At 71.3% G+C, this 25,113-nt stretch carries 29 protein-coding genes; 15 read left to right on the plus strand and 14 right to left on the minus strand.

Going from position 1 to position 25,113, the window contains the following annotated elements:
• Position 1: 1 nt before the first annotated feature.
• The gene (locus ACFUJ1_RS04675) at positions 2-607 is read left to right on the plus strand and encodes a TetR/AcrR family transcriptional regulator (RefSeq protein WP_233020861.1); all 606 of its coding nucleotides are present in this window, start codon (positions 2-4) and stop codon (positions 605-607) included.
• A gap of 56 nt (positions 608-663) precedes the next feature.
• Positions 664-1,626, plus strand: a complete 963-nt coding sequence (locus tag ACFUJ1_RS04680) for a linear amide C-N hydrolase (RefSeq protein ID WP_378642436.1) — start codon at positions 664-666, stop codon at positions 1,624-1,626.
• Here the strand turns inward: ACFUJ1_RS04680 and ACFUJ1_RS04685 are convergent, their stop codons facing one another.
• The gene (locus ACFUJ1_RS04685) at positions 1,627-1,920 is read right to left on the minus strand and encodes a winged helix-turn-helix transcriptional regulator (protein WP_378642439.1); all 294 of its coding nucleotides are present in this window, start codon (positions 1,918-1,920) and stop codon (positions 1,627-1,629) included.
• 44 nt (positions 1,921-1,964) lie between these two features.
• On the opposite strand from ACFUJ1_RS04685, the gene ACFUJ1_RS04690 reads away from it, so the two are divergent.
• The gene (locus ACFUJ1_RS04690) at positions 1,965-2,699 is read left to right on the plus strand and encodes an SDR family oxidoreductase (RefSeq protein ID WP_378642442.1); all 735 of its coding nucleotides are present in this window, start codon (positions 1,965-1,967) and stop codon (positions 2,697-2,699) included.
• Here the strand turns inward: ACFUJ1_RS04690 and ACFUJ1_RS04695 are convergent.
• The 4 genes from ACFUJ1_RS04695 to ACFUJ1_RS04710 form a co-directional block, all read right to left on the minus strand.
• Positions 2,677-3,045: a multidrug efflux SMR transporter gene (locus ACFUJ1_RS04695; protein ID WP_233021043.1), complete on the minus strand. Its 369-nt coding sequence runs from the start codon at positions 3,043-3,045 to the stop codon at positions 2,677-2,679. The genes ACFUJ1_RS04690 and ACFUJ1_RS04695 overlap by 23 nt on opposite strands.
• Before the next feature lie 57 nt (positions 3,046-3,102).
• Positions 3,103-5,115 (minus strand): glycosyltransferase family 39 protein, encoded by a 2,013-nt coding sequence (locus tag ACFUJ1_RS04700; protein ID WP_378642444.1) that lies wholly within the window; start codon positions 5,113-5,115, stop codon positions 3,103-3,105.
• Positions 5,112-6,362 (minus strand): glycosyltransferase, encoded by a 1,251-nt coding sequence (locus ACFUJ1_RS04705; protein ID WP_378642447.1) that lies wholly within the window; start codon positions 6,360-6,362, stop codon positions 5,112-5,114. The genes ACFUJ1_RS04700 and ACFUJ1_RS04705 overlap by 4 nt, the downstream gene beginning before the upstream one ends.
• Positions 6,363-6,462: 100 nt before the next feature.
• Positions 6,463-7,116 carry a class I SAM-dependent methyltransferase gene (locus ACFUJ1_RS04710; protein WP_378642449.1) on the minus strand — a complete coding sequence of 218 codons (654 nt, stop codon included), beginning with the start codon at positions 7,114-7,116 and terminating at the stop codon, positions 6,463-6,465.
• A 74-nt stretch (positions 7,117-7,190) separates the two neighbouring features.
• Between ACFUJ1_RS04710 and ACFUJ1_RS04715 the strand changes: the two genes are divergently transcribed.
• Positions 7,191-7,889, plus strand: a complete 699-nt coding sequence (locus ACFUJ1_RS04715; RefSeq protein ID WP_378642452.1) for a TetR/AcrR family transcriptional regulator — start codon at positions 7,191-7,193, stop codon at positions 7,887-7,889.
• A gap of 110 nt (positions 7,890-7,999) precedes the next feature.
• On the opposite strand, the gene thiD is transcribed toward ACFUJ1_RS04715, so the two are convergent.
• Positions 8,000-8,854: a bifunctional hydroxymethylpyrimidine kinase/phosphomethylpyrimidine kinase gene (thiD, locus tag ACFUJ1_RS04720; RefSeq protein WP_378642454.1), complete on the minus strand. Its 855-nt coding sequence runs from the start codon at positions 8,852-8,854 to the stop codon at positions 8,000-8,002.
• A 51-nt stretch (positions 8,855-8,905) separates the two neighbouring features.
• On the opposite strand from thiD, the gene ACFUJ1_RS04725 reads away from it, so the two are divergent.
• Entirely contained in the window at positions 8,906-9,985 is a 1,080-nt protein-coding gene (locus tag ACFUJ1_RS04725; RefSeq protein ID WP_378642457.1) for a GTP-binding protein, read from the plus strand.
• On the opposite strand, the gene ACFUJ1_RS04730 is transcribed toward ACFUJ1_RS04725, so the two are convergent.
• Complete coding sequence (locus ACFUJ1_RS04730) at positions 9,982-11,112, minus strand: response regulator transcription factor (RefSeq protein WP_378642460.1); 1,131 nt, start codon at positions 11,110-11,112, stop codon at positions 9,982-9,984. The two genes, ACFUJ1_RS04725 and ACFUJ1_RS04730, sit on opposite strands and share 4 nt — an antisense overlap.
• Before the next feature lie 161 nt (positions 11,113-11,273).
• Between ACFUJ1_RS04730 and ACFUJ1_RS04735 the strand changes: the two genes are divergently transcribed.
• Positions 11,274-12,638: an FAD-binding oxidoreductase gene (locus tag ACFUJ1_RS04735; protein ID WP_378642462.1), complete on the plus strand. Its 1,365-nt coding sequence runs from the start codon at positions 11,274-11,276 to the stop codon at positions 12,636-12,638.
• Here ACFUJ1_RS04735 and ACFUJ1_RS04740 read toward each other — a convergent pair.
• Positions 12,635-13,261 carry an NAD(P)-dependent oxidoreductase gene (locus tag ACFUJ1_RS04740; protein WP_378642465.1) on the minus strand — a complete coding sequence of 209 codons (627 nt, stop codon included), beginning with the start codon at positions 13,259-13,261 and terminating at the stop codon, positions 12,635-12,637. The two genes, ACFUJ1_RS04735 and ACFUJ1_RS04740, sit on opposite strands and share 4 nt — an antisense overlap.
• A gap of 208 nt (positions 13,262-13,469) precedes the next feature.
• On the opposite strand from ACFUJ1_RS04740, the gene ACFUJ1_RS04745 reads away from it, so the two are divergent.
• The 6 genes from ACFUJ1_RS04745 (at position 13,470) to ACFUJ1_RS04770 (ending at position 17,959) form a co-directional block, all read left to right on the plus strand.
• Positions 13,470-14,240 (plus strand): hypothetical protein, encoded by a 771-nt coding sequence (locus ACFUJ1_RS04745; protein WP_378642468.1) that lies wholly within the window; start codon positions 13,470-13,472, stop codon positions 14,238-14,240.
• A 26-nt stretch (positions 14,241-14,266) separates the two neighbouring features.
• The gene (locus ACFUJ1_RS04750; protein WP_378642471.1) at positions 14,267-14,731 is read left to right on the plus strand and encodes a hypothetical protein; all 465 of its coding nucleotides are present in this window, start codon (positions 14,267-14,269) and stop codon (positions 14,729-14,731) included.
• Positions 14,715-15,530 carry a hypothetical protein gene (locus tag ACFUJ1_RS04755; RefSeq protein WP_378642473.1) on the plus strand — a complete coding sequence of 272 codons (816 nt, stop codon included), beginning with the start codon at positions 14,715-14,717 and terminating at the stop codon, positions 15,528-15,530. Before ACFUJ1_RS04750 ends, ACFUJ1_RS04755 begins: the two co-directional genes overlap by 17 nt.
• An 89-nt stretch (positions 15,531-15,619) precedes the next feature.
• A complete protein-coding gene (locus tag ACFUJ1_RS04760) occupies positions 15,620-16,255 on the plus strand; it encodes a hypothetical protein (protein ID WP_378642475.1) in 636 nt (211 codons plus the stop codon).
• A 16-nt stretch (positions 16,256-16,271) separates the two neighbouring features.
• Positions 16,272-17,495, plus strand: coding sequence for an OmpA family protein (locus ACFUJ1_RS04765; RefSeq protein ID WP_378642477.1), 1,224 nt, complete (start codon positions 16,272-16,274; stop codon positions 17,493-17,495).
• 44 nt (positions 17,496-17,539) lie between these two features.
• The gene (locus ACFUJ1_RS04770; RefSeq protein WP_378642956.1) at positions 17,540-17,959 is read left to right on the plus strand and encodes a VOC family protein; all 420 of its coding nucleotides are present in this window, start codon (positions 17,540-17,542) and stop codon (positions 17,957-17,959) included.
• On the opposite strand, the gene ACFUJ1_RS04775 is transcribed toward ACFUJ1_RS04770, so the two are convergent.
• Positions 17,956-19,026, minus strand: coding sequence for an epoxide hydrolase family protein (locus ACFUJ1_RS04775; RefSeq protein WP_378642480.1), 1,071 nt, complete (start codon positions 19,024-19,026; stop codon positions 17,956-17,958). The genes ACFUJ1_RS04770 and ACFUJ1_RS04775 overlap by 4 nt on opposite strands.
• Positions 19,027-19,114: 88 nt before the next feature.
• Here ACFUJ1_RS04775 and ACFUJ1_RS04780 point away from each other — a divergent pair, with 88 nt between their 5' ends.
• Entirely contained in the window at positions 19,115-19,747 is a 633-nt protein-coding gene (locus ACFUJ1_RS04780) for a TetR/AcrR family transcriptional regulator (protein WP_378642482.1), read from the plus strand.
• 65 nt (positions 19,748-19,812) lie between these two features.
• Here the strand turns inward: ACFUJ1_RS04780 and ACFUJ1_RS04785 are convergent, their stop codons facing one another.
• Positions 19,813-20,607 (minus strand): thioesterase family protein, encoded by a 795-nt coding sequence (locus tag ACFUJ1_RS04785; protein WP_378642485.1) that lies wholly within the window; start codon positions 20,605-20,607, stop codon positions 19,813-19,815.
• Positions 20,608-20,703: 96 nt separating this feature from the next.
• Here ACFUJ1_RS04785 and ACFUJ1_RS04790 point away from each other — a divergent pair, with 96 nt between their 5' ends.
• The gene (locus tag ACFUJ1_RS04790; protein ID WP_378642487.1) at positions 20,704-21,381 is read left to right on the plus strand and encodes a hypothetical protein; all 678 of its coding nucleotides are present in this window, start codon (positions 20,704-20,706) and stop codon (positions 21,379-21,381) included.
• Positions 21,382-21,512: 131 nt separating this feature from the next.
• On the opposite strand, the gene ACFUJ1_RS04795 is transcribed toward ACFUJ1_RS04790, so the two are convergent.
• From ACFUJ1_RS04795 to ACFUJ1_RS04810, 4 genes are all read right to left on the minus strand, one after another.
• A complete protein-coding gene (locus tag ACFUJ1_RS04795) occupies positions 21,513-22,139 on the minus strand; it encodes a TetR/AcrR family transcriptional regulator (protein WP_378642490.1) in 627 nt (208 codons plus the stop codon).
• A 95-nt stretch (positions 22,140-22,234) separates the two neighbouring features.
• Positions 22,235-23,050: an exodeoxyribonuclease III gene (locus ACFUJ1_RS04800; protein WP_378642493.1), complete on the minus strand. Its 816-nt coding sequence runs from the start codon at positions 23,048-23,050 to the stop codon at positions 22,235-22,237.
• A gap of 10 nt (positions 23,051-23,060) precedes the next feature.
• Positions 23,061-24,047, minus strand: a complete 987-nt coding sequence (locus tag ACFUJ1_RS04805) for a GNAT family N-acetyltransferase (protein WP_378642496.1) — start codon at positions 24,045-24,047, stop codon at positions 23,061-23,063.
• Positions 24,047-24,634: a peptide deformylase gene (locus ACFUJ1_RS04810; RefSeq protein WP_378642499.1), complete on the minus strand. Its 588-nt coding sequence runs from the start codon at positions 24,632-24,634 to the stop codon at positions 24,047-24,049. Before ACFUJ1_RS04810 ends, ACFUJ1_RS04805 begins: the two co-directional genes overlap by 1 nt.
• Positions 24,635-24,760: 126 nt before the next feature.
• On the opposite strand from ACFUJ1_RS04810, the gene ACFUJ1_RS04815 reads away from it, so the two are divergent.
• Positions 24,761-25,084 (plus strand): DUF3263 domain-containing protein, encoded by a 324-nt coding sequence (locus ACFUJ1_RS04815; RefSeq protein ID WP_378642502.1) that lies wholly within the window; start codon positions 24,761-24,763, stop codon positions 25,082-25,084.
• Positions 25,085-25,113: the final 29 nt, after the last annotated feature.

Consider the following 25,113-nt stretch of genomic DNA (forward strand, 5'->3'; position numbering starts at 1 on the left):
CATGGTGACTCCGCACGAACCCAAGCAGGACCGCAGCCGCGCCACCCGGCAGCGGCTGCTCGAGGCGACCATCGACTGCCTGGCCGAATTCGGCTGGGCCGCAGCGACGGTCGCGGTGGTCGCGGAACGCGCCGGGGTCTCCCGCGGGGCCGCCCAGCACCACTTCCCGACCCGCGAGGACCTGATCACCGCCGCGCTCGAGTACATGTTCGACGTCCGCAACGGCCAGGCGACGGAGGAGGCGGCCTCGCTCGCCGCCACCTCCGGCGTCGCGCGCACCGAGGCCGTGGTCTCCGGGCTGGTCGAGTCCTACACCAGCCCGCTCTTCAAGGCGGCGCTGCAGGTCTGGACGCACGCCGCCGCCGACCCGGCGCTCAGCCAGCGCATCGTCCCGCTGGAGGCCAAGTTCGGCCGGGTGTCGCACCGGCGCGCGGTCGAGGCGCTCGGCGTCGACGACTCCGACCCGGTAGCGCACCACCTGGTCCAGGCCACCCTGGACCTGGCCCGCGGGCTCGGGCTCGCCGACGTGCTCACCGACGACTCGGTGCGGCGGAAGTTGATCGTGCAGCAGTGGGCCGCCACGCTGCATACCGCGCTGCACGGCTGATCCGCAGTAACATGCTCTCCAGGTAACTCAACGATAGCTGAGCGCGAGGAGAGCGCATGTGCACACGGGCGATGTGGACGGCTAGCGAGCAGGGCGTACTGGTCGGGCGGAATATGGACTGGCCCGAGGAGATGGACACCAACATCTGGTCGCTGCCGCGGGGGGCCGTGCGCACCGGCCATGGCAGCGACCCGAATCCGCTGCGCTGGACGGCGACCTACGGGAGCGTGGTCACCACCGTGTGGGACAGCGCGAGCACCGACGGGATCAACGAGCGTGGGCTCGCGGCGCACGTGCTCTGGCTGGCCGAGTCCGACTTCGGGGAGCGTGCTCCGGAGTTGCCCGCGCTCGCCGTCTCGCTCTGGTCGCAGCTCTTCCTCGATCGCTGCGCCACGGTCGCCGAGTGCGTGCGGCTGCTGGAGGAGGAGCCGATGCAGGTGATTCCGCTGGTCGAGCCGCGCTCGGGGCGGCTCGGCACCGTGCACCTCGCGCTGGACGACGCCAGCGGTGATTCGCTCGTCATCGAGCACCTGGACGGCAAGCCCCGGCTGCACCACGATCGCGCCTACACCGTGATGACCAACTCGCCGCCCTTCGACCAGCAGCTCGAGCTGCGCAACCGCTACGCCGGGTTCGGTGGCACGCAGCCGCTGCCCGGCACCACCGAGGCGGCCGACCGCTTCGTCCGGGCCGAGTACTACCTGGATCGGCTGCCCCCTGCCAGCACCCCCGGCCGCGGCTACGCCGCGCTGCTCAGCGTCATGCGCAATGCCGCGCAGCCGTTCGGCACGCCGGACCCGCAGCGCCCGTACATCGCGCCGACGATCTGGCGCACCCTAGCCGACCTGGGCCGCGGGGTGTACGCCTACGAGTCCTCGTTCAGCCCGGACATCATCTGGACCCGGCTCTCGGAACTCGATTTCGGGGAGTGCCGGAAGCTGACGGTCGAACCGGGGCTGGTCGGTGACGTCACCGACCGGTACCGACCCGCCGCCGAGCCGGAGTGGGTGCTGGCCTGATCAGCCCTCGGCCTCGGCCCAGTCCCACACCGGCTGCAGCGCCTCGCCGAGCCGCCGCCCCGCGGTCGGCGTGAGCGCGTAGTTGCCGCGCGTCCCGTGCTTCTCCACCAGCCCGGCGGCCTGCAGTTGCTGCAGCCGGGTGGAGAGCACGCTCGACGAGCAGTTCCCCATGCGTCTGCGCAGCTCGAGGAAGCCGAGCGGGCCCGGCTCCAGCTCCCAGAGCACGCGCAGCATCCAGCGCTGCCCGAGCAGGTCGATGGCGGCCAGGATGGCGTCGTGGTTTGCGCTTCGCATTTCGAAGCACCATAGTTGCTTCGAAATCAGAAGCGGAGGTAGCGATGGTCGAGCGTGTGGTGCTGGTGACCGGGGCGTCCAGGGGGATCGGGGCGGAGACCGCTCGGCAACTCGGCCGCGCCGGTGCGCACGTGCTGGTGAACTACCGGGAGAAGCGGAAGCGCGCGGAGGGCGTGGTCGGCGAGATCCGCGCCGCGGGTGGGAGTGCGGCGGCCGAGGGCGCCGATCTGGCCGACCCGGCCGCCGTCGAGGCGCTGCTGGCGCGGGTCGGGCGGTTGGACGGGTTGGTGCTGAACGCGTCCGGTGGGATGGAGCGCGGGGCCGATCCGGGCTATGCCATGCGGCTGAACCGGGATGCGCAGGTTCATCTGGCGACCTCGGCGCTGCCGCTCATGCCCGCGGGGTCGCGGATCGTGTTCGTGACCAGTCACCAGGCGCACTTCTCGCGCGACGGGCACCCGCTGCCGGACGACTACGCGCCGGTGGCGGCGAGCAAGCGGGCCGGGGAGGACGCGCTGCGCGCGCTGATCCCGGAGTTCGCCGCGCGCGGGGTCGGGTTCACCGTGGTGTCCGGGGACATGATCGACGGCACCATCATCGTGCGGCTCCTCGAACGCCGTGATCCGGACGCTGTCGCCACCCGGCGCTCCGGCGGACCGCTGCCCACCGTCGAGGAGTTCGGCGCTGCCGTCGCGGAGGCGGTGCACGCGGGCCACCCCGACGGGCACACCGTCTACATCGGCGGCGCCGACTACCTCAGTGGCTCCCGGCCAGGTTGAGGATCACCACCCCCGCCACCACCAGCGCCACCCCGGCCACCTTCGCCGCCGTGAGCGGCTCCTTCAGGAACAGGATCCCGATCCCGACGATCAGGATCGTGCCCACCCCCGACCACAGCGCGTACGCGATCCCCACCTGCATGTCCCTGGCGATGGCCTGGGCGAGCATCGCGAACGCGATCCCGTAGCCGGTCAGCACCGCCACCGTCGGCCACAGCCGGGAGAAGCCCTGGGTGCTGCCGAGGAGGCTGGTGGCGAAGACCTCGGCGAGGATCGCGCCTGCGAGGAAGAGGTAGGGGGTCACTGGCTCTCCTGGGGACGGATGTGGACGGTTGTGCAGGTCCATCGTCCGGGGGAGCCGAATCGGGGAGTTGCGCCGGGGTGGCTGTCCGGGGAGTGGTCGCTACTCGGCCGTGAGGTCGTACAGGGTGACGCCGTCGACCTCGGTGGCGGTGAAGTTCTGCTCCACCCAGGTGGCGATCGCGGAGCTGGACGAGGTGCTCGAGCCGCCGGGGCCGCCGCGGCTGCCGCCGATGAAGTAGTGGATCCTGCCCTCCCGGACGTACTCCTGGAACTGCTCCAGGGTGGGCGACGGGTCGCTGCCGTTGAAGCCGCCGATGGGCATGACCGGGAGTTCGGTGGCGAGCTGGAAGCCGGCGGCGCTGTTCGAGCCGACCGCCGCCGCGACCCAGGTGTAGGAGTCGGCTTCGCTCTCCAGGAGGGCGACCACCTGCTGGGTCGGGGCGGAGCTGCCGAGGAGGCCGCCCATCGTGCCGCCGCCCGTGCGGGCGCCGTCGGTGCCGGTGGTGGCCGGGCCGCCGTTCACGCTCCCGCCCGGTATCGACCCATTGGGTCCGGTGCCCTGACCCGTTCCGCCGGGGAAGGTGGCCGGGCCCCCTGCACCATCGCGTCCGTCGCGCATTCCGCCCGGCCCGCCCATACCGCGGCCGACATTCGGTCCGGCCGATGGAATCGAGCCTTCGTGGGCGGTCCCGATCGTCTGCACGCTGTAGGCGACCGGTCCGGAGAGCGCGACGAAGGCGGCGATCAGGGCGGCGCCGACGGCGGCGCGGCGGGGGAGGGCGAAGAGTGCGAGCGCGGTCGCGACGACACCGGTGCCGAGCACGGCCCAGCGCAGCCAGGGCAGGAACTCCGCGGTGCGACCGAGCAGCACGAACGCCGTGACGGTGGTCAGCGCGAGACCCAGCGCGGTCGCGAGGCGGACCCCCACGCGGGAACGACTCCGCCAGGCGAGCACCGCCCCGATCCCGGCCAGCGCCGCAACCGCGGGCGCCAGCGCCACCGTGTAGTACTGGTGAAAAATCCCCGCCATGAAGCTGAACACCAACCCGGTGACCAGCAACCAACTACCCCACAGCAGCAGCGAGGCCCGCTGCCGGTCCCCGCGACCGGCCTTGCCGCGCAACGCCACTCCGACAACAAGGGCTACCAGCGCAGCGGGAATGAGCCACGCGATCTGCCCACCCTGCGCCGCCTCGAACAGCCGCCCGATACCGGTACTGCCCCACATCCCGTTCCCCCCGGCGGGCAACTCCGCACCGCCGCCCCCGACACTCCCGGTCTCCTCCCCGTTCAACCGCCCGAGCCCGTTGTACCCGAGCGTCAACTCCAGGATCGAATTCTCCTGCGACCCACCGATCCACGGCCGCGAATCCGCGGGCCACAGCTCGACGGCCAGCAACCACCAGCCTGCGGCGACAACCATGGCCGCACCCGCGGCGAAGAGCTGCACCACCCGCTTGCCGAGCCGCGGCGGCCCCGCGAACAGATAGACGAGAGCCAACCCGGGCACCACGAGCAACACCTGCAACTGCTTCGCCAGGAACCCGAACCCGATGAGCGCACCGCACAGCACCAACCACCGCGTCCGCCCGTCCTCGACCGCCCGCACGACGGCATACGCCGCCCCCGCCATCAGAAAGACCAGCAGCGCATCCGGATTGTTGAACCGGAACATGAGCACCGCCACCGGCGTCACCGCGAGCACCAGCCCGGCGATCAACCCGGCCCCCGCCCCGAACGGCCTGCGCACCGCCGCGTACACCACCGCGACGGTGGCGACGCCGAGCAACACCTGCGGCACCAGAATGCTCCAGCTGTGCAACCCGAACAGCCGCACCGAGAGCTCCATCAGCCACAGCGAGGCGGGCGGCTTGTCGACGGTGATCGAGTTGGCGGCATCCGAGGAGCCGAAGAAGAACGCGGTCCAGGACTCCGAACCGGCCTGCACGGCCGCGGAGTAGAAGCTGTTGGCCCAGCCGTTGGCGCTGAGGTTGATCAGATAGGCGACCAGGGTGCCGAGCAGCAGTGCGCCCAGCGCGGGCCGCTCCCAGCGGAATCGGCGAGAAGGAGCGGGTGGCGCTTCGGCGGCGGGCGGGGCGAGGGTGGCGGTCACGGGGCTCCTCCGGTGGTGGTCGGGCGGGCGCCCGCATTGCGGAACACCCAGCGCAGGCCGACGAACCTGCTCAGCGTCGCGAGCAGATTGGCGAGCACGAGGACGAAGAGTTCGAGCGCGATCGGGGCGCCGGGCGCCCAGTGGTGCAGGGCGAAGAGCGAGCCGCTGGTCAGCGCGAGGCCGAGCGCGAAGATCAGCAACCCCTGGAACTGGTGCGCCGCCATGCCGGTCGAGCCGCGCACGCCGAAGGTCCAGGCGCGGTTGGCGGCGGTATTGCCGACCGCGGTGAGCAGCAGGGCGGCGAAGTTGGCGCCCTGCGGGCCGACGGCGGGTTGCAGCAGCAGGTAGAGCACCAGGTAGGCGGCGGTGCTGAGCACACCGATCACGGCGAACCGCACCAGCTGGCCGACCATGCCGAGCGGCACCCCCGGCACCAGCGGCTCGCGCCCGATGGCCAGGCGCAGCTCGTCGATCGGCAGCGCGCCGGAGGCGAGGCCGCGGCCGACCCGCCAGACGCCGAGCAGGTCCTTGCGGGCGGTGTCGACGATGTCGACCCGGGAGTCCGGGTCGTCGATCCAGTCCACCGGGACCTCGTGGATGCGCAGCCCGGCGCGCTCGGCGAGCACCAGCAGTTCGGTGTCGAAGAACCACTCGCCGTCCTCGACCAGCGGAAGCAGCCTGCGCGCGACCTCGGTGCGCATGGCCTTGAAGCCGCACTGGGCGTCGGAGAAGCGGGCGCGCAGCGAGGCGCGCAGGATCAGGTTGTAGCTGCGCGAGATGAACTCGCGCTTCGGGCCGCGCACCACCCGGGACGAGCCGGCCAGCCGGGTGCCGATGGCCAGGTCGGAGTGGCCGGAGAGCAGCGGGGCCACCAGGGGGAGCAGGGCGTTCAGGTCGGTGGAGAGGTCGACGTCCATGTAGGCGACCACGCGGGCGTCGGAGTTCTCCCACACCGTGCGCAGGGCGCGGCCGCGGCCCCTGCGGTCCAGGTGCACGACGCGGACGCCGTCCAGGTCGCCCGCGAGCGCCTCGGCCACCGCGAGGGTGGCGTCGGTGCTGGCGTTGTCGGCGATGGTGATGCGGGCCGGGAAGGGGAAGCCCGCGCGCAGGTGGGCGTGCAGGCGGCGGACGCAGCGGCCGAGGTCGGCCTCCTCGTTGTAGACGGGGACGACCACGTCCAGCACGGGTGGGTGCGCCGTGGTCACGCTTCGATCCGCCGGCAGCGCGACGGTCACGGTCTCGGTCATGGGTTCGAGACTCGCGGCCGCCGCTGCCACCGGGCTGGGCTGTGGCTGTGAGGTTCCTGCGAGCGCGCAGGCCCTGCTTCGCGCCGGGTGTGCGGTGCGGTTACCGCAGGCGGCGCAGGTGCAGGACGCTGTCCGCGCGGGTGCCGGGCTGACCATCCGGGCCGGGGGCGTCGCGCTCGATCAGATCGGCGGTCACGACCTGCCAGTCGTCGCCGAGCGCCAACCCCGCCTGGACCTGCTCCAGGGTGGGGAACTCGTGGGCGAAGGGCGGCTCGTCCATCCAGCTGGGCCAGCCCTGGTGCGAGCCGATCACCAGTGCGCCGCCGACGGCGACCGCCGCGGCGGCCCGGCGCAGGATGGCGTCGCGCTCCCCTGGCTGCGCCGTCTGCGAGTGCAGGAACTGCGCGGAGACCAGGTCGAACTCCCCGGCGGGGAAGTCGGTGTGCAGGTCGTGCGCGGCCCAGGTGATGCGGTCCCCGACCCCGGCCGCGGCGGCGTGCCCGGCGGCGCGATCCAGCGCGACCTGCGAGACGTCGACCGCGGTCACCCGCCAGCCGAGCCCGGCCAGCCAGATGGCGTCGCCGCCCTCGCCGGAGCCGAGATCGAGCGCGGTGCCCGGCGGCAGCGCACCGGCCTCGCGGACCAGGATCGGGTTCGGATTGCCGCTCCAGACCTGGTCGCGATCGCGGTAGAAGGTGTCCCAGTGCTCCCGGGTGGAAATGTCGGCGGGCGGGGCCGCGTGGTGATCGTGCATGGTCGCATGCTGCCGCCGCGCGCTCCGCTCCCGCCACTTTCCGTGCCGAACCGGCAAAAAAGTAGGCTGCGGGGATGACGCGCAGCATCCGGGTCGACGCCCGCACCGAACGCTGGCGGGCGCATCGGGTGCGCATGCGCGAGGAGTTCGTCGACGCGGCGATCCGCGCGCTGGACGCGCTCGGCCCCGGCGTCAGCATGGGCGATATCGCCCGCGAGGCGGGGGCGGCCAAGCCCAAGCTGTACCGGCACTTCGAGGACAAGACCGACCTCTACGACGCCGTCGTCGACCGGATGCGCGAGCTGCTCTGGACCAGGATCGCGGCGGGCGCCGACCTGACCGCCGACCCGGTCCGGGTGCTGATCGGCCGCGCCGTCACCGAGTACGTGCTCGTGGTCGACCAGCACCCGAACGTCTTCCGGTTCCTGCTGCACAGCCACTTCACCAGGAACGCGGGCGAATCCGAGCGCGCGCTGCGCTCGGCCCGGCGCTCCGCCCGCTGGGCGGCGGAGCTGGTCGCCGCCGTGGTCGACGATCCCGGGATCGACGTCTCCGGGCTGGAGTTGGTGAACTACTCCGTGTTCGGGGCGGTCGCCTCGGCCACCGACTGGTGGTTGGGGTCGGATCGCGCCGAGCCCGCGCCGATGCCGGTCGAGCGGTTCGTCGCCTACCTCGGCGCGATCGTCGCGTCGCTGGTCGAGGCGGGATCGCGATTGCACGGGATCGTGCTCGATCTCGACGCCCCGCTGGGCAGTGCCGTCGAACCCGGCTGAACCACGGTCGCCGGACTGGACCCGCCTGGCCGCTGCTCCGCACTGCGGCCGCCCCGCCGCGCGGCGGCCCACCCGCCTGCCGTGGGCAGGATCGGCCGCGCTCGTGCGGCCTATGCGCCGGGCGCGCGCCGCAACCTCCAGAGCGGGGAGACCGGTCCGTGCCCGGCACCGAGATCGTAGGCGGCTTCGAGGCAGCGCCGAGTCCACTCCTTGGCGAACTCCACCGCCTCCGGCACCGAATACCCGTGCGCGAGCGCGCAGGCGACCGCCGCCGCCAGCGTGTCCCCACCCCCGTGATCGTTCCCGGTCGGAATCCGCGCCGCGCTGAACTCGTGGAACCGCTCCCCGTCGAACAGCAGATCCCTGCTGATCGCCGACGAGCGCAGATGCCCACCCTTGACGATGGCCCACCGCGGCCCGAGCGCGTGCAGCGCCTCGGCGGCCGCGCGCGCGGTGGCATCGTCCACCACCGCTATGCCGGTGAGCAGCCGCACCTCGTCCAGGTTCGGGGTGACCAGCGTGGCGAGCGGAATCAAGGTGTGCCGCACGGCATCCAGCGCCTCGGCGTGCAGCAGCGGATCGCCGTGCATGGAGGCCGCGACCGGGTCGACCACCAGCGGCACCGCCGCGTCCCGCCCGATCCCGACCTCGCGGCAGACCCCGGCCACCGCCTCGATGATCGCGGTGGAGGCGAGCATCCCGGTCTTGGCCGCCCCGACCCCGATATCGGCGACCACCGTGCGCACCTGCGCCGCCACCACCTCCGGCGGAATCTCGTGGAACCCGCTGACCCCCAGCGTGTTCTGCACCGTCACCGCGGCCACCGCCACGCAGGCGTGCACCCCGCAGAGCGCCATGGTGCGGGTGTCGGCCTGGATCCCGGCGCCGCCGCCGGAGTCGGTGCCCGCGATGGTGAGAACGCGGACCGGGGTCTGCCCGTCACCGGGCAAGGGCAGCAAGTTCACGGGAAGGAACCCTACGGGATGGCCTTTAATGAAAACGGTTACCATTAGTCCATGACCATCCCCGTCACCGTCCTCTCCGGTTTCCTCGGCGCGGGCAAGACGACGCTGCTCAACCACATCCTGGCCAACCGCGACGGCCGCCGCGTCGCCGTCGTGGTGAACGACATGAGCGAGATCAATATCGACGCCGCCGTCGTGCGCACCGACGAGCAGCTGGTCGAGCTGACCAACGGCTGCATCTGCTGCACGCTGCGCGAGGACCTGGTCACCGCGGTCGGCGAGCTGGCACGGGCAGGCCGCTTCGACCAGGTGGTGATCGAGTCCACCGGGATCTCCGAGCCCATGCCGGTGGCGGCGAGCTTCGAGTGGGAGTTCGACGACGGGTTCCGGCTCGGCGAGCTGGCCCGGCTGGACACCATGGTCACCGTGGTGGACGCCGTCACCTTCCTGCCCGAGGTCACCCGCGGCGATTCGCTGGAATCCCGTGCGCTGCAGGCCGCCGACGGCGACGAGCGCGGCATCGCCGACCTGCTGATCGACCAGGTCGAGTTCGCCGACGTCCTGGTGCTCAGCAAGACCGACCTGGTGAGCCCAGCCATGGCGGGCGCGGTCGAGGCCACCCTGCGCCGCCTGAACCCGCGCGCCAGGCTGATCCGCGCCACGCACGGCGGCATCGACCTGGCCGAGGTGCTCGACACCGGCCGCTACGACCCGCTCGCCGCCGCCGAAACCGACGGCTGGGCCGCGGAGCTCGCGGGCGGGCACACCCCGGAGACCGAGGAGTACGGCATCGGCAGCCTCACCTACCGCGCCGACCGCCCGTTCCACCCCGGCCGGCTCGCCGCCGCGCTCGAGCAGCTGACGGGAATCCTGCGCAGCAAGGGTTTCTGCTGGATCGCGAGCCGCCCCGAGCTGGTCGCCCACTGGTCGCAGGCCGGGCCGAACCTGGTGTTCGAACCGGCCGGGACCGAGCCGAGCGGGCAGGAGCTCGTGCTGATCGGCATCCGGCTCGACCGCGAGCGGGTGCGCGGGCTACTGGACGGCGCGCTGCTCACCACCGCCGAGTTCGCGGCCGGGCCGCGAGCGTGGCGCCGTTACGCCGACCCGTTTCCGGAGTGGCACGCCCACTAGGCGACGAACCACCCGCTGGGGGAGAGCTCCGCACCCATCCGCGGCACGTACTGATCGAAGTACACCTTCGAGATCAGCTCCCGCCGCGACCGCACATTCGCCTTGTCGAAGACCGACTTCAGGTGGTCCTGCACCGTGTAGGTGGAGAGGTGCAGGGTCCCCGCGATCTCCTTGGTGTCGACGCCCTGCAGCACCAGCTGCACCACGTCGCGCTCGCGCGGCGAGAGACCGTAGGCGGCGACCACGATGGCGACGATCTCCGGCGGGCGGGCCTCCTCGATCGTGATCACCACCTCGCCCTGCCTGCCGTCGCGGGTGGTCAGCGGGCCCGCGTGCAGCACGAGCCACATGCCGGAGCCGGTGCGCAGCCTGCAGCGCGGGGGCACCGTGGTCTCGCCGCGGCCGTAGCGGCGGGCCGCGCCGATCAGCGCGCCGATCGGGGCGAGCGGATCGCCGCCGTTCGCGCCCTGATCCAGGTCCGCGATGCGCTGCTCGGCGCCGAGGCTCATCTGCACGATCTGGTCGTCCGCGCCGACGATCACCACGGCGGGCCCGGTGACGGTGGCCGGCGGACGCGCCTCGGCCAGCTGGGCCAGCATGCCGGTGCGCACCCCGTGCGCGAAGGGCGCCGCCAGCGAGGCGAGGAAGTCGATCTCGGCGGCGTCGAACGGGGCGTCCTCGTCCCCGCGGAAGATCGCCATCGCGCCCCACACCTCGGTGCCGTCGCGGAAGGCGAGCCTGGCCTCGTCGGCGTAGCCGAAGCGCGGCTTCATGAAGCCGCTCATCCGGCCGGAGCGCTCGACCTCGCCGTCGGTCATCAGGTGCACGCCCGCCGCGGGTACCTCGGCGCGGGCCAGCGCGGTGAAGGCGGTCGGCTCGACCGTGCCGTACTCGATCAGCCCGAACTCCACGTCGTGGCTGTTGCGATTGTGCAGGTCACCGTATTTGCGGGCGCTGGTGAGCATGTGCGTCACCGGGTCGTGCGTGGCGATGCAGGCGCTGACCCATGGCACCGCCCTGGCCACCGAGGCGCTGGCCTCCGCCAGGAAGGTGTCCAGGTCGAGGCCGGCGCGCGCGACGACGTCCACATCCTGTCGAACGCGGGCGGCGGTGAGTCCTCTGGCCATGAAATCAGTCTGCGGTACCGCTCCGACCTGCGCCATCCCAGAACTCTGGGGACCGGCACCCACCAGAACCGACGGGTAGGTTTTCCCCGACGGCACGGGATGTCGCGCGCCGCCCGCGGCTCGCAGAGTTGACCGCATCGCACCGATCGAAAGGCCCGGCCATGACCAGTACCCTCCCGCTCGACTCGCTCCGCGGCAACGGCGAGCTGCACCTGCCCGGTGAGCCCGGGTACGACGCGGCCCGCACCCCGTGGAACCTCGCCGTCGACCTGCGGCCCGCCGCCGTCGCGCTGCCGCGCAGCGTGGCGGAGGTGGCCGGGCTGGTCCGCGCGGCGGGCGCGGCCGGGCTGCGGGTGGCCCCGCAGAGCACCGGGCACGGCGCCAACCCGCTGGGCGAGCGGCCGCTCGACGATGTGCTGCTGCTCCGGCTCACCGAGTTCACCGGCGTCACCATCGACCCGGAGGCGCGGGTGGCGCGGGTGCTCGGCGGCACCCAGTGGCTGCCGGTGATCGAGGCCGCGGCCGCGCACGGCCTGACCGCCCTGCACGGCAGCGCCCCCGACGTCGGGGTGATCGGCTACCTGCTCGGCGGCGGGCTCTCCTTCTACGCCCGCAAGCACGGCGTCGCGGCCACCGCGGTGCGCGCGCTCGAGGTGGTGCTGCACGACGGCACGCTGGTGCGGGCGACCGCGACCGAGCACCCCGACCTGTTCTGGGCGCTGCGCGGCGGCGGCGGCAACTTCGGCGTCGTGGTGGCGGTCGAGTTCGACCTGCTGCCCTACGCCGACGTGTTCGCCGGCATGCTGCTCTGGGATCGCGCCCGCGCCGCCGAGGTGGTCACTGCCTACGCCGAGTGGAGCCGCACCGCGCCGGAGTCCGCGACCACCGCGCTGCGGATCATGAGCTTCCCGCCGCTGCCCGAGCTGCCGCCGTTCCTGGCCGGGCGCGACCTGGTGATCGTCGACGGCGCGATCCTGGCCGACGACGACACCGCCGCCGCGGTCCTCGCCCCGCTGCGCGCTCTCGCCCCGGAGATCGACACCTTCGCCCGCATCCCGGCCGCCCAACTGCTCTTCACGCACATGGACCCGCCCGCCCCCACCCCGGCCGTCGGCGATCACAGCGTGCTCGGCCCGCTCGACGCCGCCGCCATCGCGGCCCTCCTGGACCGGGTCGGCGACGGGGTCGACCACGGGCTCATGTTCGCCGAGCTGCGGCACCTCGGCGGCGCGCTCGGCAGGCCCGCCGTCGACGGTGGCGCGCTCGCGCACGTGCCCGGCGAGTTCGCCCTGCTCGCGGTGGCGGTCGCGCCGACCCCGCAGGCCGCGGTCGCGGGCCGGGCGGCGGCGTTCGGCGTGGTCAGGGCCATGTCGGCCTGGTCGCGGCCGAACCTGGTCCCGACCTTCGCGGAGAACCGGGTGGAGTCGGGCAGGCTCTACGACGGCGAGGACTGGGCCCGGCTCTGCCGGGTCAGGGACGCGGTCGCGCCGGGCGCAGCCTTCGTGGCGAACCACGCGCTCGGCTAGTTCGAGATCCCGACGGCCCGGTTCAGGTAGGTCTCGTCGGTGACCTGGTCCAGCAGGAACCCGGCGATATCGGCCCTGGAGATCTTCAGCGCCAGCCCCGGCGCCTCCGCCCCGAAACCGCGCTGGAAGGCGCCGGTGGCGGGGCCGTCGGTGAAGGCGCTCGGCCGGACCAGGGTCCAGCGCAGGTCGGTCGCCTCCCGGACGTACCGCTCCTGGAGCTGGTGGTCGGCGTAGGCGGGGCGCAGCAGCAGGCCGAACATGACGTACTTCCAGAGGAAGTCCAGGTTCGCCCTGCTGTCGCCCGCCCCCAGCGTGGTCTGGCAGACCAGCCGCTCGACCCCGGTCCGGCGCATGGCCGCCATGACCGTGCGGGTGCCCTCCGCGCGGACGACGCCCTTGCGGCCGTTGCCGAGCGCGACGATCACCGCGTCCTGCCCGTCGACCGCGCGCTGGGCCGCGGCAACATCCAGCACATCGCCGGTGACCACCCGCAGGTTCGGGTGTGCGGCGCCGACGCCTGCCGCGTTCCTGGTGAAGGCGGTGATCTCGTGGTCGCGCTCCAGCCCCTGCTCGACCACGAGCCTGCCCACCGTTCCGGTCGCTCCGAAAACCGCGATTCGCATGTCCTGCTCCCTCGTCAGATCCCGCTCGGAAGGGTTGAGCGGGAGGTGATTCCAGTACACCGGGGGGCGCGCGGGCGGAACATGGCCCGGAGTCTCGGAAACATGCGCGGTGCTCCACGTGTCCCATGAACATCTGACTATCTCGGTTCGTTCAGCGCTGCAACACTCGGATCGCACTCCAGGTGACGATGAATGGGTAGCGACTGACATGGGTATTCAAGCCGGCGAAGAACGCAGGTTGCGCCGTGTGGCGCGCACCGGAAGGCCAGTGTTCTACGGGCCGTTCGCGCGTTACGCGGATTGGACCGCAGGGCGTCGTGACGGGAAAGGCAACATTTTCGAGCCGGCGCTGGAGCGCAGGCAGGGCACCGCAGCGGGACGCGTGGTTCCACCGCATGTCGCAGCGCTCGGATACCGATTCAACGAGTACGCGCATTCGATTCGCCATGCCCTGAAAAGCCTGGCGGAGTCCAAGGTGGCGGAGCGCCGCGCCTGCGCCGACGAGGTGCGACGGCTGGAGCGCAATCTGACCGAAGTCAGGACCACCCTGGCGAACATTCCGACCACTGCTCCACTCGAACTCTTACAGCGCCGTAACGCCGTGGAACAGGATAAATCCGTCGAGCTGGTCGCTGCGCGGAATCAGCGAGAGTGGGACGCGCGGCGTGGTACGCACGCCGCCGACGAGTCTCGCCTCGAGTCGCAGGCCAGGGCGAAGCGGGCACGAATGGCGGTGCTGGACGGTGAAATCGCGGCCCTGGAATCGGTCGGTGATTCCGCGGTGAGGCGAAGGCAGGCGCATGCCAGACGGCGTGCGCACAGCTATCGCAAGCAGCTCTTTCGCAAGCACGAGGATCGTGCCGTGCTGGAACAGGTGTTGGACTTCTCCGGGCCCGCGAACCCGGAGCCGAACGACCTTTTCGGGATCGCTGGGCTGGACGGCGATGACGGCCCGAATCTGGTACCAGTGCGCGACTGATGAATTAGATACGGCAGGAGATCGAAATGCTGAGGCGGTGGAATCGGCGCAAGCGACGGGCGCCCTGGTCGAATGCGAGTGAGGGGCTGTCCAGCGCGGGTACCGGCCCGAAGTTCGTCGAATTCTCGGAAATCGATGGCTGGCGCTCGCAGAAGTACGACATGGCGCCGCCACCCGACCGGGAAGCCGTCATGCTCCGCGTCGAGAAGGAGATCGTGAAGCTCGCGGGCGCGCTCGACGAAGGAACCGCGGAAGCGATGGATCCCCTGATCGAGAGCTGGATCGCACAGTGGATCGCAACCGTCGAGACCGGCTATACCGATGCCTGTTCCGTGGTCGACGTACACCACGGCGCAGCATCGCAATTCGCCGAAGAGGCCGAGCGGGTTCTCGATTTCGAGCAACGCGAACTCCACAGGTTGGAGCGGTTCCGTGACCGTGCGCAGGATGGTCTCGTCGTCGAGGAGGCGCGCGATGAGCGAGCCCGATGATCCGGGGCGCAGCGGCATCGCGCCCCACGCGGACGCACTCGCGGGCAGTGCCGCGCGGGAGACCGCGGTGCACGTTCTCGCGCTGGCCGCGGGGTCTGTGGCCGACCTCATCGCGTTCAAAGACGTCCTCGCTCTGCTGGTGCAAGGCAGTGAAGTCGCGTCCTGGGCGCTCGCTCTCGGCGCAGCGCTGCTTGCCTGCACCGCCGCCGCCTGGACCGGTGAGAAGCTGGCCGAAGTGCTGCGCGGAATGCGCCACGCGCTTCCGTTCGCGATCATCGCCGGGCTTTCCTGGCTTGCGCTCGGCGCCGCGCTGGTCGTCGTGCGCTGGACAGTCGTCACACCGAGCCTGACCGGTTTCGATCAATCGGCGGCGTTAGCGGCAGCACACCAGCGCGCGGTCATGAACGGATGGTTTTTCGGGGCGCTCTACCTGGTGAGCGGGATCGGCGTCGCGCTGGTCTCGATGCGGCTCACCGACCCGTACCGGCGGGCCTTCCGCCGTGCACAGGTGGCAGTGCGGCGGCAGGAGGTCGTGGTCGCCGAATCGAGCGCGACGGTGGATCGAGCGCGGAATGTGGTGGCGCACCACATCGGGGAGTTCGATCGCGACCTGGCTCGCCGGAACCAGGCGATCGCCGACCGCCGCGCGCTCGGCGCCGAAGCATCGAACTATGCCCGGATCCTGATGGCACAGCAGATGGGTGATCCGAGAAAGACCGGTGTCACCGAATCGGGACCGATTCCCGGACAGGCGCGCCAGGTACCTCCCGCGCCGCAGCCGGAAGGAAACGTCGCTTGACGGACTGCTTGCCGAGCACAGTCGATCGGGGGAGCCGGCGTCGCGGGCTCCGTTTGGTGACTTCTGATACCTGCCGGACCGAGCGGTGGTTGACGGGGCCGGAGACGCCCGCCACCGCGCCGCCCTCCACCTGGCCCATCGGCTGGGGGACGACGAGCTACGGCATCGACTATGCGTTCCTGCCGTTCCCGCGCCGGGTCCCCGCGCCGTGGAAGGCCGAGGCCATCACGGTCCGGTTCCGGGCGGGCGATCAGGATCACACCCCTGACCTGCGCGAAACGGCACTGTTCGTACTCGATGAGATCCGGGCCATCTCGACGCTGCGTTTCACGGTGGCGACCGATTTCGGTCGGGACGAGCCGGTGGCCGCGCCCGCACCACAGGAGATTCGGGTCGCTTGCGCGGCGCCCGGCGAACGGGTCGACGGCCTCGGGAGAGGCACGCTCGGAATCGGCGGGGTGCAGCTGGCGAGCCGGGATGGCCGGGCGAGTGGCGGGTTCGCGATGCTCGCCGATCCTGCCCGCATCGCCGCGGCCGACTCCACGATGCTCGCCGTTGTGCGGCACGAAATCGGGCACGCGGTCGGCCTCGGCCATGCGAAACGGCGCGGCCTGGTCATGAATTCGGTGGGCTCCGACGAGCCGTGGGGAGTCGGCGACCGGATGGGGCTCGCGCTGATCGCCGAGTATTCGTCGGGACAGGAATGCACATGTCGGATGGAATGAAACGAGGTCCTGGGAAATGAAGCGTTGGTCCGTGCCGTTGTTGATCGCGGCCGGCGCCTTGCTCGCCGGATGCACCACCGTAGCGGGTACGACAAGCAGCGGGGGCGGGATGACGGGTACCGCTATGCCGCCCGGCTGCGGAAGCGACCCGGCACTTGGTGCGCTGGTGATTGCGGTAGCCGGTCACGCGAATTCGCCCTCTCCCGAGGTCTCGACCGAGATGGTGGCGTCGATGGAACGCGCGGCGCGCCACGACACCTCGATCGGGATCGTGGGAATAGATGGCGATCCGCGGCTCGTGAGCGCCACGAAGTTCAGCACCAGTGCGGGAAACGGCCCCAGCTACGACGATGATCTGCGGCAGTTCCTGGATGGTGGCAGGTCGGCGATCGGCGCGGTCCGTGCCAAGGAGCCGCACGCCGACTATCTGCGGGCACTCCAGGTTTCGGCCGACGCGGTCCGCGCCGGTTGTCCGGAGGGCGGTCAGATTGTGCTCCAGGGAGCCGGTCTGCAGGATGTTCCGCCGGTTGATTTCACGGCTGATGGTCTGCTCGACGCTGATCCGGCCGAGGTCGCCGAGTTCCTGCGGGCGCACGACAGCCTGCCCGACCTTCGGGGTATTCGGGTGGTCTTCAATGGCATCGGCGAGACCAGGGCGCCGCAGGAAAAGCTGGACCAGGCAAGCCGAAACAACCTCGTGGCTATCTGGAAGGCCATCGCGGCGGCGGCCGGCGCGACCGATGCGGTCCTCGATACCGCGCCGCGGGGCAGAGAGGCGCCCACCGATGTCCCGGCTGTGACGCCGGCGAGTGCGCCTGCGCCGCTCACCTTCCCCGGCGGCTGCTCGATTCGTGACTTCCGGTTGCCCGATGCCGGTCCGCTCGGATTTCAGCCCAACGTGGCAGTCTTCCGCGACCGGCAGGCTGCCAGTGCGGTCGCCGGACAGCTCGCGAACGCCGTGCAAGCATGTCCGGGGGCTCGGATCTCTCTGTTGGGGGCGACCTCGAGCTTCGGAGAGCTCACCCCGGAGGGGGATCGCACCCGGCGTGATCTCTCGCGCGAGCGTGCCCGTGCGGTTGCGGCGTTGCTGGTCGCCTCGGGGGTGGAGGCGGCCCGCATCGAGACCGCGGGCGACGGGTACCACTTTCCCGGCTATGTCCGCGATCGGGACGATCAGGGTGTGCTGCTTCCCGGCCCCGCTGAGCAGAATCGGTGCGTGCTGGTCAGTGTGGCTCGGTGACCAGTAGCGTCGGCGGCACCAATCGCGTGAAGGGAGTGCCGCCGGTGAAGTGGACCCTCGAGGTCGTCGTCGTCCCGGTGTCCGATATCGACCGGGCCAAGCGTTTCTACTCCGAAGGCGTCGGTTTCGACATCGACCACGACACCACCGGGCAGGCGCCGGACGGCGCCGCGATCCGGATCGTGCAGCTCACCCCGCCCGGGTCGGGGTGCTCGATCGTGATCGGCAGCGGGGCGGTACCGGAGATGGTTCCCGGCTCGCTCAAGGGGCTGCAGCTGGTGGTGCCGGATGTTCGCGCTGCGCACGCCGAGCTGGTGGAGCGCGGGGTCGCGGTCTCCGACGTCCAGGTGGTGGGGGCGAACCCGCGCGAGGTGCCGGACCCGCTGGACAATGTCGGTTTCTTCTTCTTCGACGACCCGGACGGCAACAGCTGGGCGGTGCAGCAGATCTCCACCCGCGGTTAGCGGTATTCGGCGAAGAATTCGGCGATCTCGGCGGCGGCGAGCTCCGGCGCGGCGTGGTGCAGGTAGTGGGTGGGCACGTCGTGCACCCGCCAGGAGACGATCGCGCTGTGGTCGCGCTCGGCGAAGCGGCGGATGCCGTGGAAGTCGCCGACCGAGCCGGAGAGCGCGAGCGGGACCGTGGTCGGCTCGGCCTGCCGCGGTGCCTTCGCGTTCTCGTAGTACTGCCGGATGGCCGAGCCCGCGCTGCCGGAGAACCAGTGCAGCGCGAGGTGCGTGAGCACGAACTCGTCGTCCAGGTCGGGGCCGAGCAGCTGGCTGTTCCAGCCGGCCAGCCCGGCGGGTGAGTCAACGATGGCGTGCGCGAGGGTCTGCGGCTGCTGCGAATGCAGGGTGTTGAAGCTCATCTTGTTCTCCGCGAACCAGGTGAGCGTGGCGAGCGCGGACTGCTCGTCCTCGGTCAGGTCGGCGAACTCGGCCGGGTCGCCGGACGGGAACGAGAACACCTGCGACACGTGCACTCCCGACACCGGCGCGATCCGCCCCAGCTCCGGCGCGATCTGCGCGCCGTGGTCGTTGCCGACGACGCCGAAGCGGTCGTAGCCGAGCCGCGTCATGAGCTCGGCGAGGGCGCGGGCGGTGCGCTGGTCGTTCCAGCCGGTCGAGGTGGTCGGGCCGGAGAAGGCGTAGCCGGGGAGGGACGGGATCACCAGGTCGTAGCCGGCTTCGGTGAGCGGGCCCGCGACGGCGAGGAACTCGGCGAAGGTGCCGGGCCAGCCGTGCAGCAGGAGCAGCGGGAAAGCGGTGTCCCTTCGCGACTTCAGGTGCAGGAAGTGGATGTCCTGGCCGTCGATCTCGGTGCTGAACTGCGGGTGCTCGTTGAGCTTCGCCTCCAGTGCGCGCCAGTCCAGTCGCTGCCACTGCTCGACCAGGTGGCGGACGCGGTCGGTGGTCACGCCGTAGGTGTCGCCGACATCGGGGAGCTGGTCGGCCCAGCGGGTGCGGGCCAGGCGGCTGTGCAGGTCGTCCAGGTCGGCCTGGGGGATCTCGATGCGGAAGGGGCGGATCATCGGGTGCCTCATCTCTGGAACGGAATGGTTTGTTCCGTTCTTACGATAGCGGAACAGATCATTCCGTTCAAGCGGTAGTATTGGGGGCATGGTCGAATCGCTTCCCGGGCGCAAGGCGCAGGCCGCGCGCAATGACGGGCTCATCCTCGACGCCGCGCGGGCGGTGTTCCTCGCCGATCCCGGTGCGCCGATCTCGGCGGTCGCGGAGCGGGCCGGGGTGGGGATCAGCGCGCTGTACCGGCGCTACCCGAGCAAGGAGGTGCTGCTGCGCACGCTCTGCTACGAGGGGCTGCGGAAGTACTGCGCGCTCGGTTCGGCCGCGCTCGAGGTGTCCGACGGCTGGGCCGGGCTGGTGCGGTTTCTCGAGTCCGTGGTCGAGGCGGATGTGCACTCGCTGACCGTGCGGTTGGCCGGCGCCTTCGCGCCGGACGAATCGATACTGCCGGATGTGCGGCGGGCCGAGGAGATCGCCACGTCCCTGGTGCGGCGGGCGCACGAGAGCGGGCGGTTGCGCGCCGATGTCGAGGCGTCCGACCTGAGTCTGGTGCTGGAGGCGTGCTCCGCCGTCACGGTGCCGGACCCGGCGCGGTCGGTCGAGTTACGCAGGCGCACATTGGCTCTGCTCGTCGCCGGGATGGAGTCCGACGGGCCTGCCTTACCCGGACCGCCCCCCGCCCCCGGGGAGTTCGCTGGGCGCTGGGAGTATCGCGGGAAGCGGTGAGCGGGCGTTTCGGTCCGCGCCGTGGTCCGCCGCCCGCTCGCGACCGACCGGACCGAGGTCGACGGTCAGCGGCGGCCGAGGTAGAGGGTCTGGGTGCCGCGGCCGAGGGGGCCCTTCTCGTCGAAGAGGGCGGTCTCGGCGAGGCCGATGCCGTGCCGCTGCGGGAGGGTGACGGCGTCCAGGCAGACCCACTCGCCCGCCGGGTGGCGATGCAGGGTGACGGTGAGATCGGTATTGATGAACAGGTAGCGGTCCCAGTCCAGGACGGAGCTGACCCCGTTGCCGGAGTCGGCGGCGGCCAGGGTGCGCTCCAGGGGGCTCGGGGTGGTGCCCGCGACGATCGGGTACTTGAGCCGGATCCAGCACACCGCCGGACCCGGCTTCATGAACGAGCCCGCCGCGAATCGGTACTCGATGCCAGTGTGGAACCCGATCGGCTGGGTCGAGGGAAACACCTCCGGATCCGGCGCCTGCTCGGGGCCGGGTCGCGAGCCGGTCGGCAGGAACTCGGCGGGCACGTCCAGCTCCGGCTCGGCCAGCTTGAAGCGCCAGGCATTCGCCCGCATCACCGGCCCGCGCTCCGACTCCAGCGTGGCCTCCAGCAGCTCGACACTCCGCCCCGGCCGCACCAGCCGCGCCTTCGCGGTGAGCGGCGCCAGCGGCACCGGTCCCAGAATCTCCACCGCCACCCGCCCGATCTGGAACCCCTGCTTCGGCTCGCACCGCTCCAGCACGTGCCCGAGCAGGGCCGACGGCGGTCCCGCGTGCTGCGCGTCCGGGGACCACGGGCCGCGGGTCAGCTCGGTCGAGTGGTAGCGCTGCTCGTCGTCCGGGTCGGGTAGGTAGAAGGCGTCGGTCACGGCATCGTCCTCTCGCTGGGCGTCACCGCAGATTCTGCCCCGGCCGAATCGTCGAGCGCGCGCAGCCCATCTCGAAGCGCGCCCTAGGATGGCCCGATGCGCGAGGTGGGGAGATCGGGCGTTCTGCAGGAGGCGTATCGGCGGGCGAAGGGGCCGGTGGCCTACCTGGACGAGTCGTATCAAACGGCCGACCCGGTGGTGGCTCCGACCTCGACGTTCTACATCTTCACGGCGGTGATCGTGCAGCGCAAGGAGATGGCGGAGCTGCGGGATGGGCTGTCGAAGATCGCCGACGACACCTTCTGGCACACGACCGAGGCGCTGCAGCACTCTCGGGGTCGAGAAAGAGCCGGGGACATGCTGGAGTTCCTCGCCGAGGGGCCAGAGACCTGCATCATCGCCTACCAGGTGCCGGTCGAGGCGGCCGACAACGACGGGGAGGCGGCCCGACGGGCCTGTTACCGCAGCCTCGCCATCGCGCTCGCGGGCGGCTGCGAGAGTGCCTGGGACCCGGTCGAGCTCCTGGTCCTCGAGGAGCGCAATCAGCACAACTTCCGCAAGCGGGACGAGCTCAATCACCGGGAGCTGGTCTCGGCCGGGCTGGTGCCGCGGCAGACCCGCCTGCTGCAGACCTCGCCGAGCGTGGAACGACTGCTGTGGCTGCCGGATCTGGTCGCCTCGGCCTACCGGCGGCGCATCACCCACCGGGACGGAACCCACCGGCTGTTCGATCTGATCGCGGATCGGGTGCACTTCGTCGACCCGCTCACCTGACCCTGGAAAGAGAGCAGCCCCCGGCTGCCGTAGCTACACCGAGGGCCAGACCAGCTGTCGGGGCTCGAAGCCCAGAGGACCGGTTCCTTGCTCGCAGCCGATACTACACGGAATCAGTCTTTGTTATTCCGCTACGCGTCGCGCAGCATCCGGAACACCTGACCCCCGACGAAATCGCCGAGATCCTCCGGCGCCCAGTCGGCGGTGCCTGCCATCAGCGTCTGCACCGCGCCCTCGCCCGCGGCCAACCACTGGTCGACCAGGACCGGCAGCTTGCGGTCGGCGGCGGTGGTGCCCCAGCCGAGCATGGAGCCGCGCAGCAGCGCGGTGCAGCGGTTCACCGCGAGCCGCCTGCCCCGGCCGAACTCCTCGGAGATCACCGGGTCGGGGGTCTCGGCGAGGAAGCGCCAGGACTCCGGGCGCGCGGCGGTGAGCTGCAGCAGCGTGCGGAAGCTGGTGACGACGGCGGTCTCGTCCTCGCCGAGATCGCGGCCGGGGAGCGTGGCGAGCAGGTCGTGGATCAGGTAGTTCTCCTCGCGCCGGCGCAGCGCGTCGATCAGCTGCACCCGGTCCGCGAAGCAGGCGTAGACGACAGGGCGGGTGACCCGCATCCGGTCCGCGATCGAGGCCATGGTGACGGCGGAGAGCCCCTCGGAGACCGCGAGGGTGAGGGCGGTGTCGAGCACCTGTGGCCGCCTGCGCTGCGGGCCGAGATGCTGTGCCCGCTGCCGCGGCCGGACGGCCGACTCACTACCCATGGCCGGTAACCCTAGCAGCGTGAACCCGTCACGTGGCGGAACAAGACCAGATGGCTGGTTTTACCGGAAAACGCTCCTACCAGCATTGATCCGTCTCAGTCGGTGAACTCCACGAGCACCGGGGCATGATCGCTCGCGCCCTTGCCCTTGCGCTCCTGCCGGTCGACCACCGCGTCGGTGACCCCGGCCGCGAGCGCGGGGGAGGCCAGCACGAAATCGATCCGCATGCCCTCCTTCCTGGCGAAGCGCAGCTGGGTGTAGTCCCAGTAGGTGTAGACGCCGGGCCCGGGCGCGAAAGGCCGCATGACGTCGGTGTACCCGGTGTCGACGATCGCGGCGAAGGCGTCCCGCTCCGGCTGCGAGGTGTGCGTTTTGTTCTCGAAGTACTCCGGGGACCAGACATCGTCGTCGGTCGGCGCGATATTCCAGTCGCCGACCAGCGCGATCTTCGCCGCCGGGTCGGCGCTCAGCCACTGCTCGCCGGTGCGCCGCAGCGCGTCGAGCCACTCCAGCTTGTAGCGGTAGTGCGGGTCGTCCAGCGCGCGCCCGTTCGGCACGTACAGACTCCACACCCGGACCCCGCCGCAGGTCGCGCCGAGCGCCCGCGACTCCACCACCGGCGCCCCGAGCAGCGACTCCCCGGCGTCCTTGTCGAACCCCGGCTGCCCGGGAAAGGCCGCCTCCACGCCGGCGAGCCCCACCCGGGAGGCGATCGCGACCCCGTTCCACTGGTTGACGCCGAGGTGCGCGACCTCGTACCCGGCCTCGTCGAACCGCTCGAACGGGAACTGGTCGTCCCGGCACTTGGTCTCCTGGATGGCGAGGACGTCGACGTCCTGCCGGTCGAGGAAGCCGATCACCCGGTCGATCCGGGAGCGAATGGAGTTGACGTTCCAGGTGGCGATCCGCACGGATGACCTTTCAGCTGGGCCGCGGGGCGGCGTATCGGTAGCGGTGGTGCTCGACGAACCCCATCTCCCGGAAGAGCCCGAGCCCGTCCGGGTTGTCCGCGGCCACCTGCACGTAGGCGTACCCCGCCCCGCGCTCCCGACCCCAGCGCAGCAGCTCCGCGCAGACCAGCGCGCCGAGGCCGTGCCGCCGGTGCTCGGTGGCGACCGCGACGCAGGAGAGCCCCACCCACACCCGCCCGTCCGGCGCGGTCGTGACGGCGCCGCGGGCCACCGCGATCGGCTGCGGGACGCCGAGCACGGCGAAGCCGAGCGAACCGTCCCGGACGGCGTTGAGCACGTCCGGCGCCGGCCGCGGCGGCGGGGGCACGACCGGGTCCGGGATGCCGCCGCGGTACCGGTACAGCTCCAGCCACGCCTGCGAGGGCGCCGGTGAGACGCGCACCATGGACGGCCCCTGCGGCAGCACCATGGTCTCGATATCGATGCCGAGCACCACCGTCTCGTTCCAGGTGTGCCAGCCGGGCGGGGTCGCGGCCAGCCGGTCCGGCAGGCAGAGCTGCACCGGGAGGCCGTGCTCGGTGTACCAGGCGCCGATCCGGTACAGCGTGTCCCGGCCGACGATCGCCGGACCGCTCGAATCACCGAGCGGCAGCGCGGAATTGGCGCGGTGCGTGTAGCCGTGGCCCGCGCGCAGCAGCCAGCCGTCCAGCCAGGTCTGCTGCACCCCCGGCCAGCCCGCCGCGCCCGCGTACTCCAGCGCCCTGATCTCCGAGGTGCGGATGGGCCGGGACGGGATCACGCGCAGCGCGACCACCTTGTCCGGCGCCACCTCGACCAGCGCGCCGTCCGCGGTGCGCACGGTCGGCGGCTCGACCGAGACGAGCTCACCGAGCACGTCGGTGAGCGGCTGGGGATACCCCTCGGGCAACCGGTACCGCATGACCACCCGGTCGCCGACGGCGGGAAGCCGCTCGGCCGTCGGCGGCTCGATGCTCATCAGTCGTGCCCGAACGGGTCGGGCACGGTGCCCGGGAGCCAGCTCAGCCCCGGTGTGCCCCAGCCGTTCCGCTTGATCGCCTTCTTCGCGGCACGGGCGTGCCTGCCGACCAGCACGTCCACGTAGAGGAAGCCGTCCAGGTGGCCGACCTCGTGCTGCAGCATCCTGGCGAAGAACCCGGTGCCCTCCAGCTCGACCGGCTCGCCCTTCTCGTCGGTGCCGGTGACCCTCGCCCAGTCGGCGCGGCCGGTGGGGTACTGCTCGCCGGGGACGGAGAGACAGCCCTCGTCGTCGTCGTCCGGATCGGGCATGGTCTCGGGCAGCGCGGAGGTCTCCAGGATCGGGTTCACCACGGCGCCCCTGCGCCGCACGGTCGTCCCGTCGGCGGTCCGGTCCGGGCAGTCGTAGACGAAGAGCCGCTTGGCGATGCCGACCTGGTTGGCCGCGAGCCCGACGCCGTTCGCGGCGTCGAGGGTCTCGTACATGTCGGCGATCAGCGGCGCCAGCTCCTCCGGCGGCTCGATGACCTTTTCGGTCGGGTTGTGCAGCACCGGGTCGCCGACGATCACGATCGGGAGGATTGCCATGCGGCAATTATTGCGGTTACCGGAAGGTAGTGAACACGCCGGGTGCTCGGCCGGAATCCGTCCGCACCCCGTGGTTCAATGATCCGGTCGGACCAGCACGTGATGGGAACTCGGCGAGGGAGCGAGATGGACGGCGCAGCTGCTCGGAATCCATCCGGCACCCGGGAGGATGCCGACGAGCCGGTGCTCGAGGACGCGAGCGGCCTCTCCCGGCGCGATCAGGAGATCCTCGCCTTCGAGCGGCAGTGGTGGAAGTACGCGGGCGCGAAGGAAGAGGCGATCCGCGAACTGTTCGGTATGTCCCCCACCCGCTACTACCAGGTGCTGAACGCCGTCGTCGACCGGCCGGAGGCGCTCGCCGCCGACCCGATGCTGGTGAAGCGGCTGCGCAGGCTGCGCGCGAGCAGGCAGAAGGCAAGGGCCGCGCGGCGCCTCGGTTTTCAGGTCTGAGCCGGGAGTGCCGCGTGTCGGCGGCACCG

Origin of the sequence: Nocardia sp. NPDC057227, assembly GCF_042669725.1 — a bacterium.
GTDB classification, from domain to species: Bacteria; Actinomycetota; Actinomycetes; order Mycobacteriales; family Mycobacteriaceae; genus Nocardia; species Nocardia asteroides_A.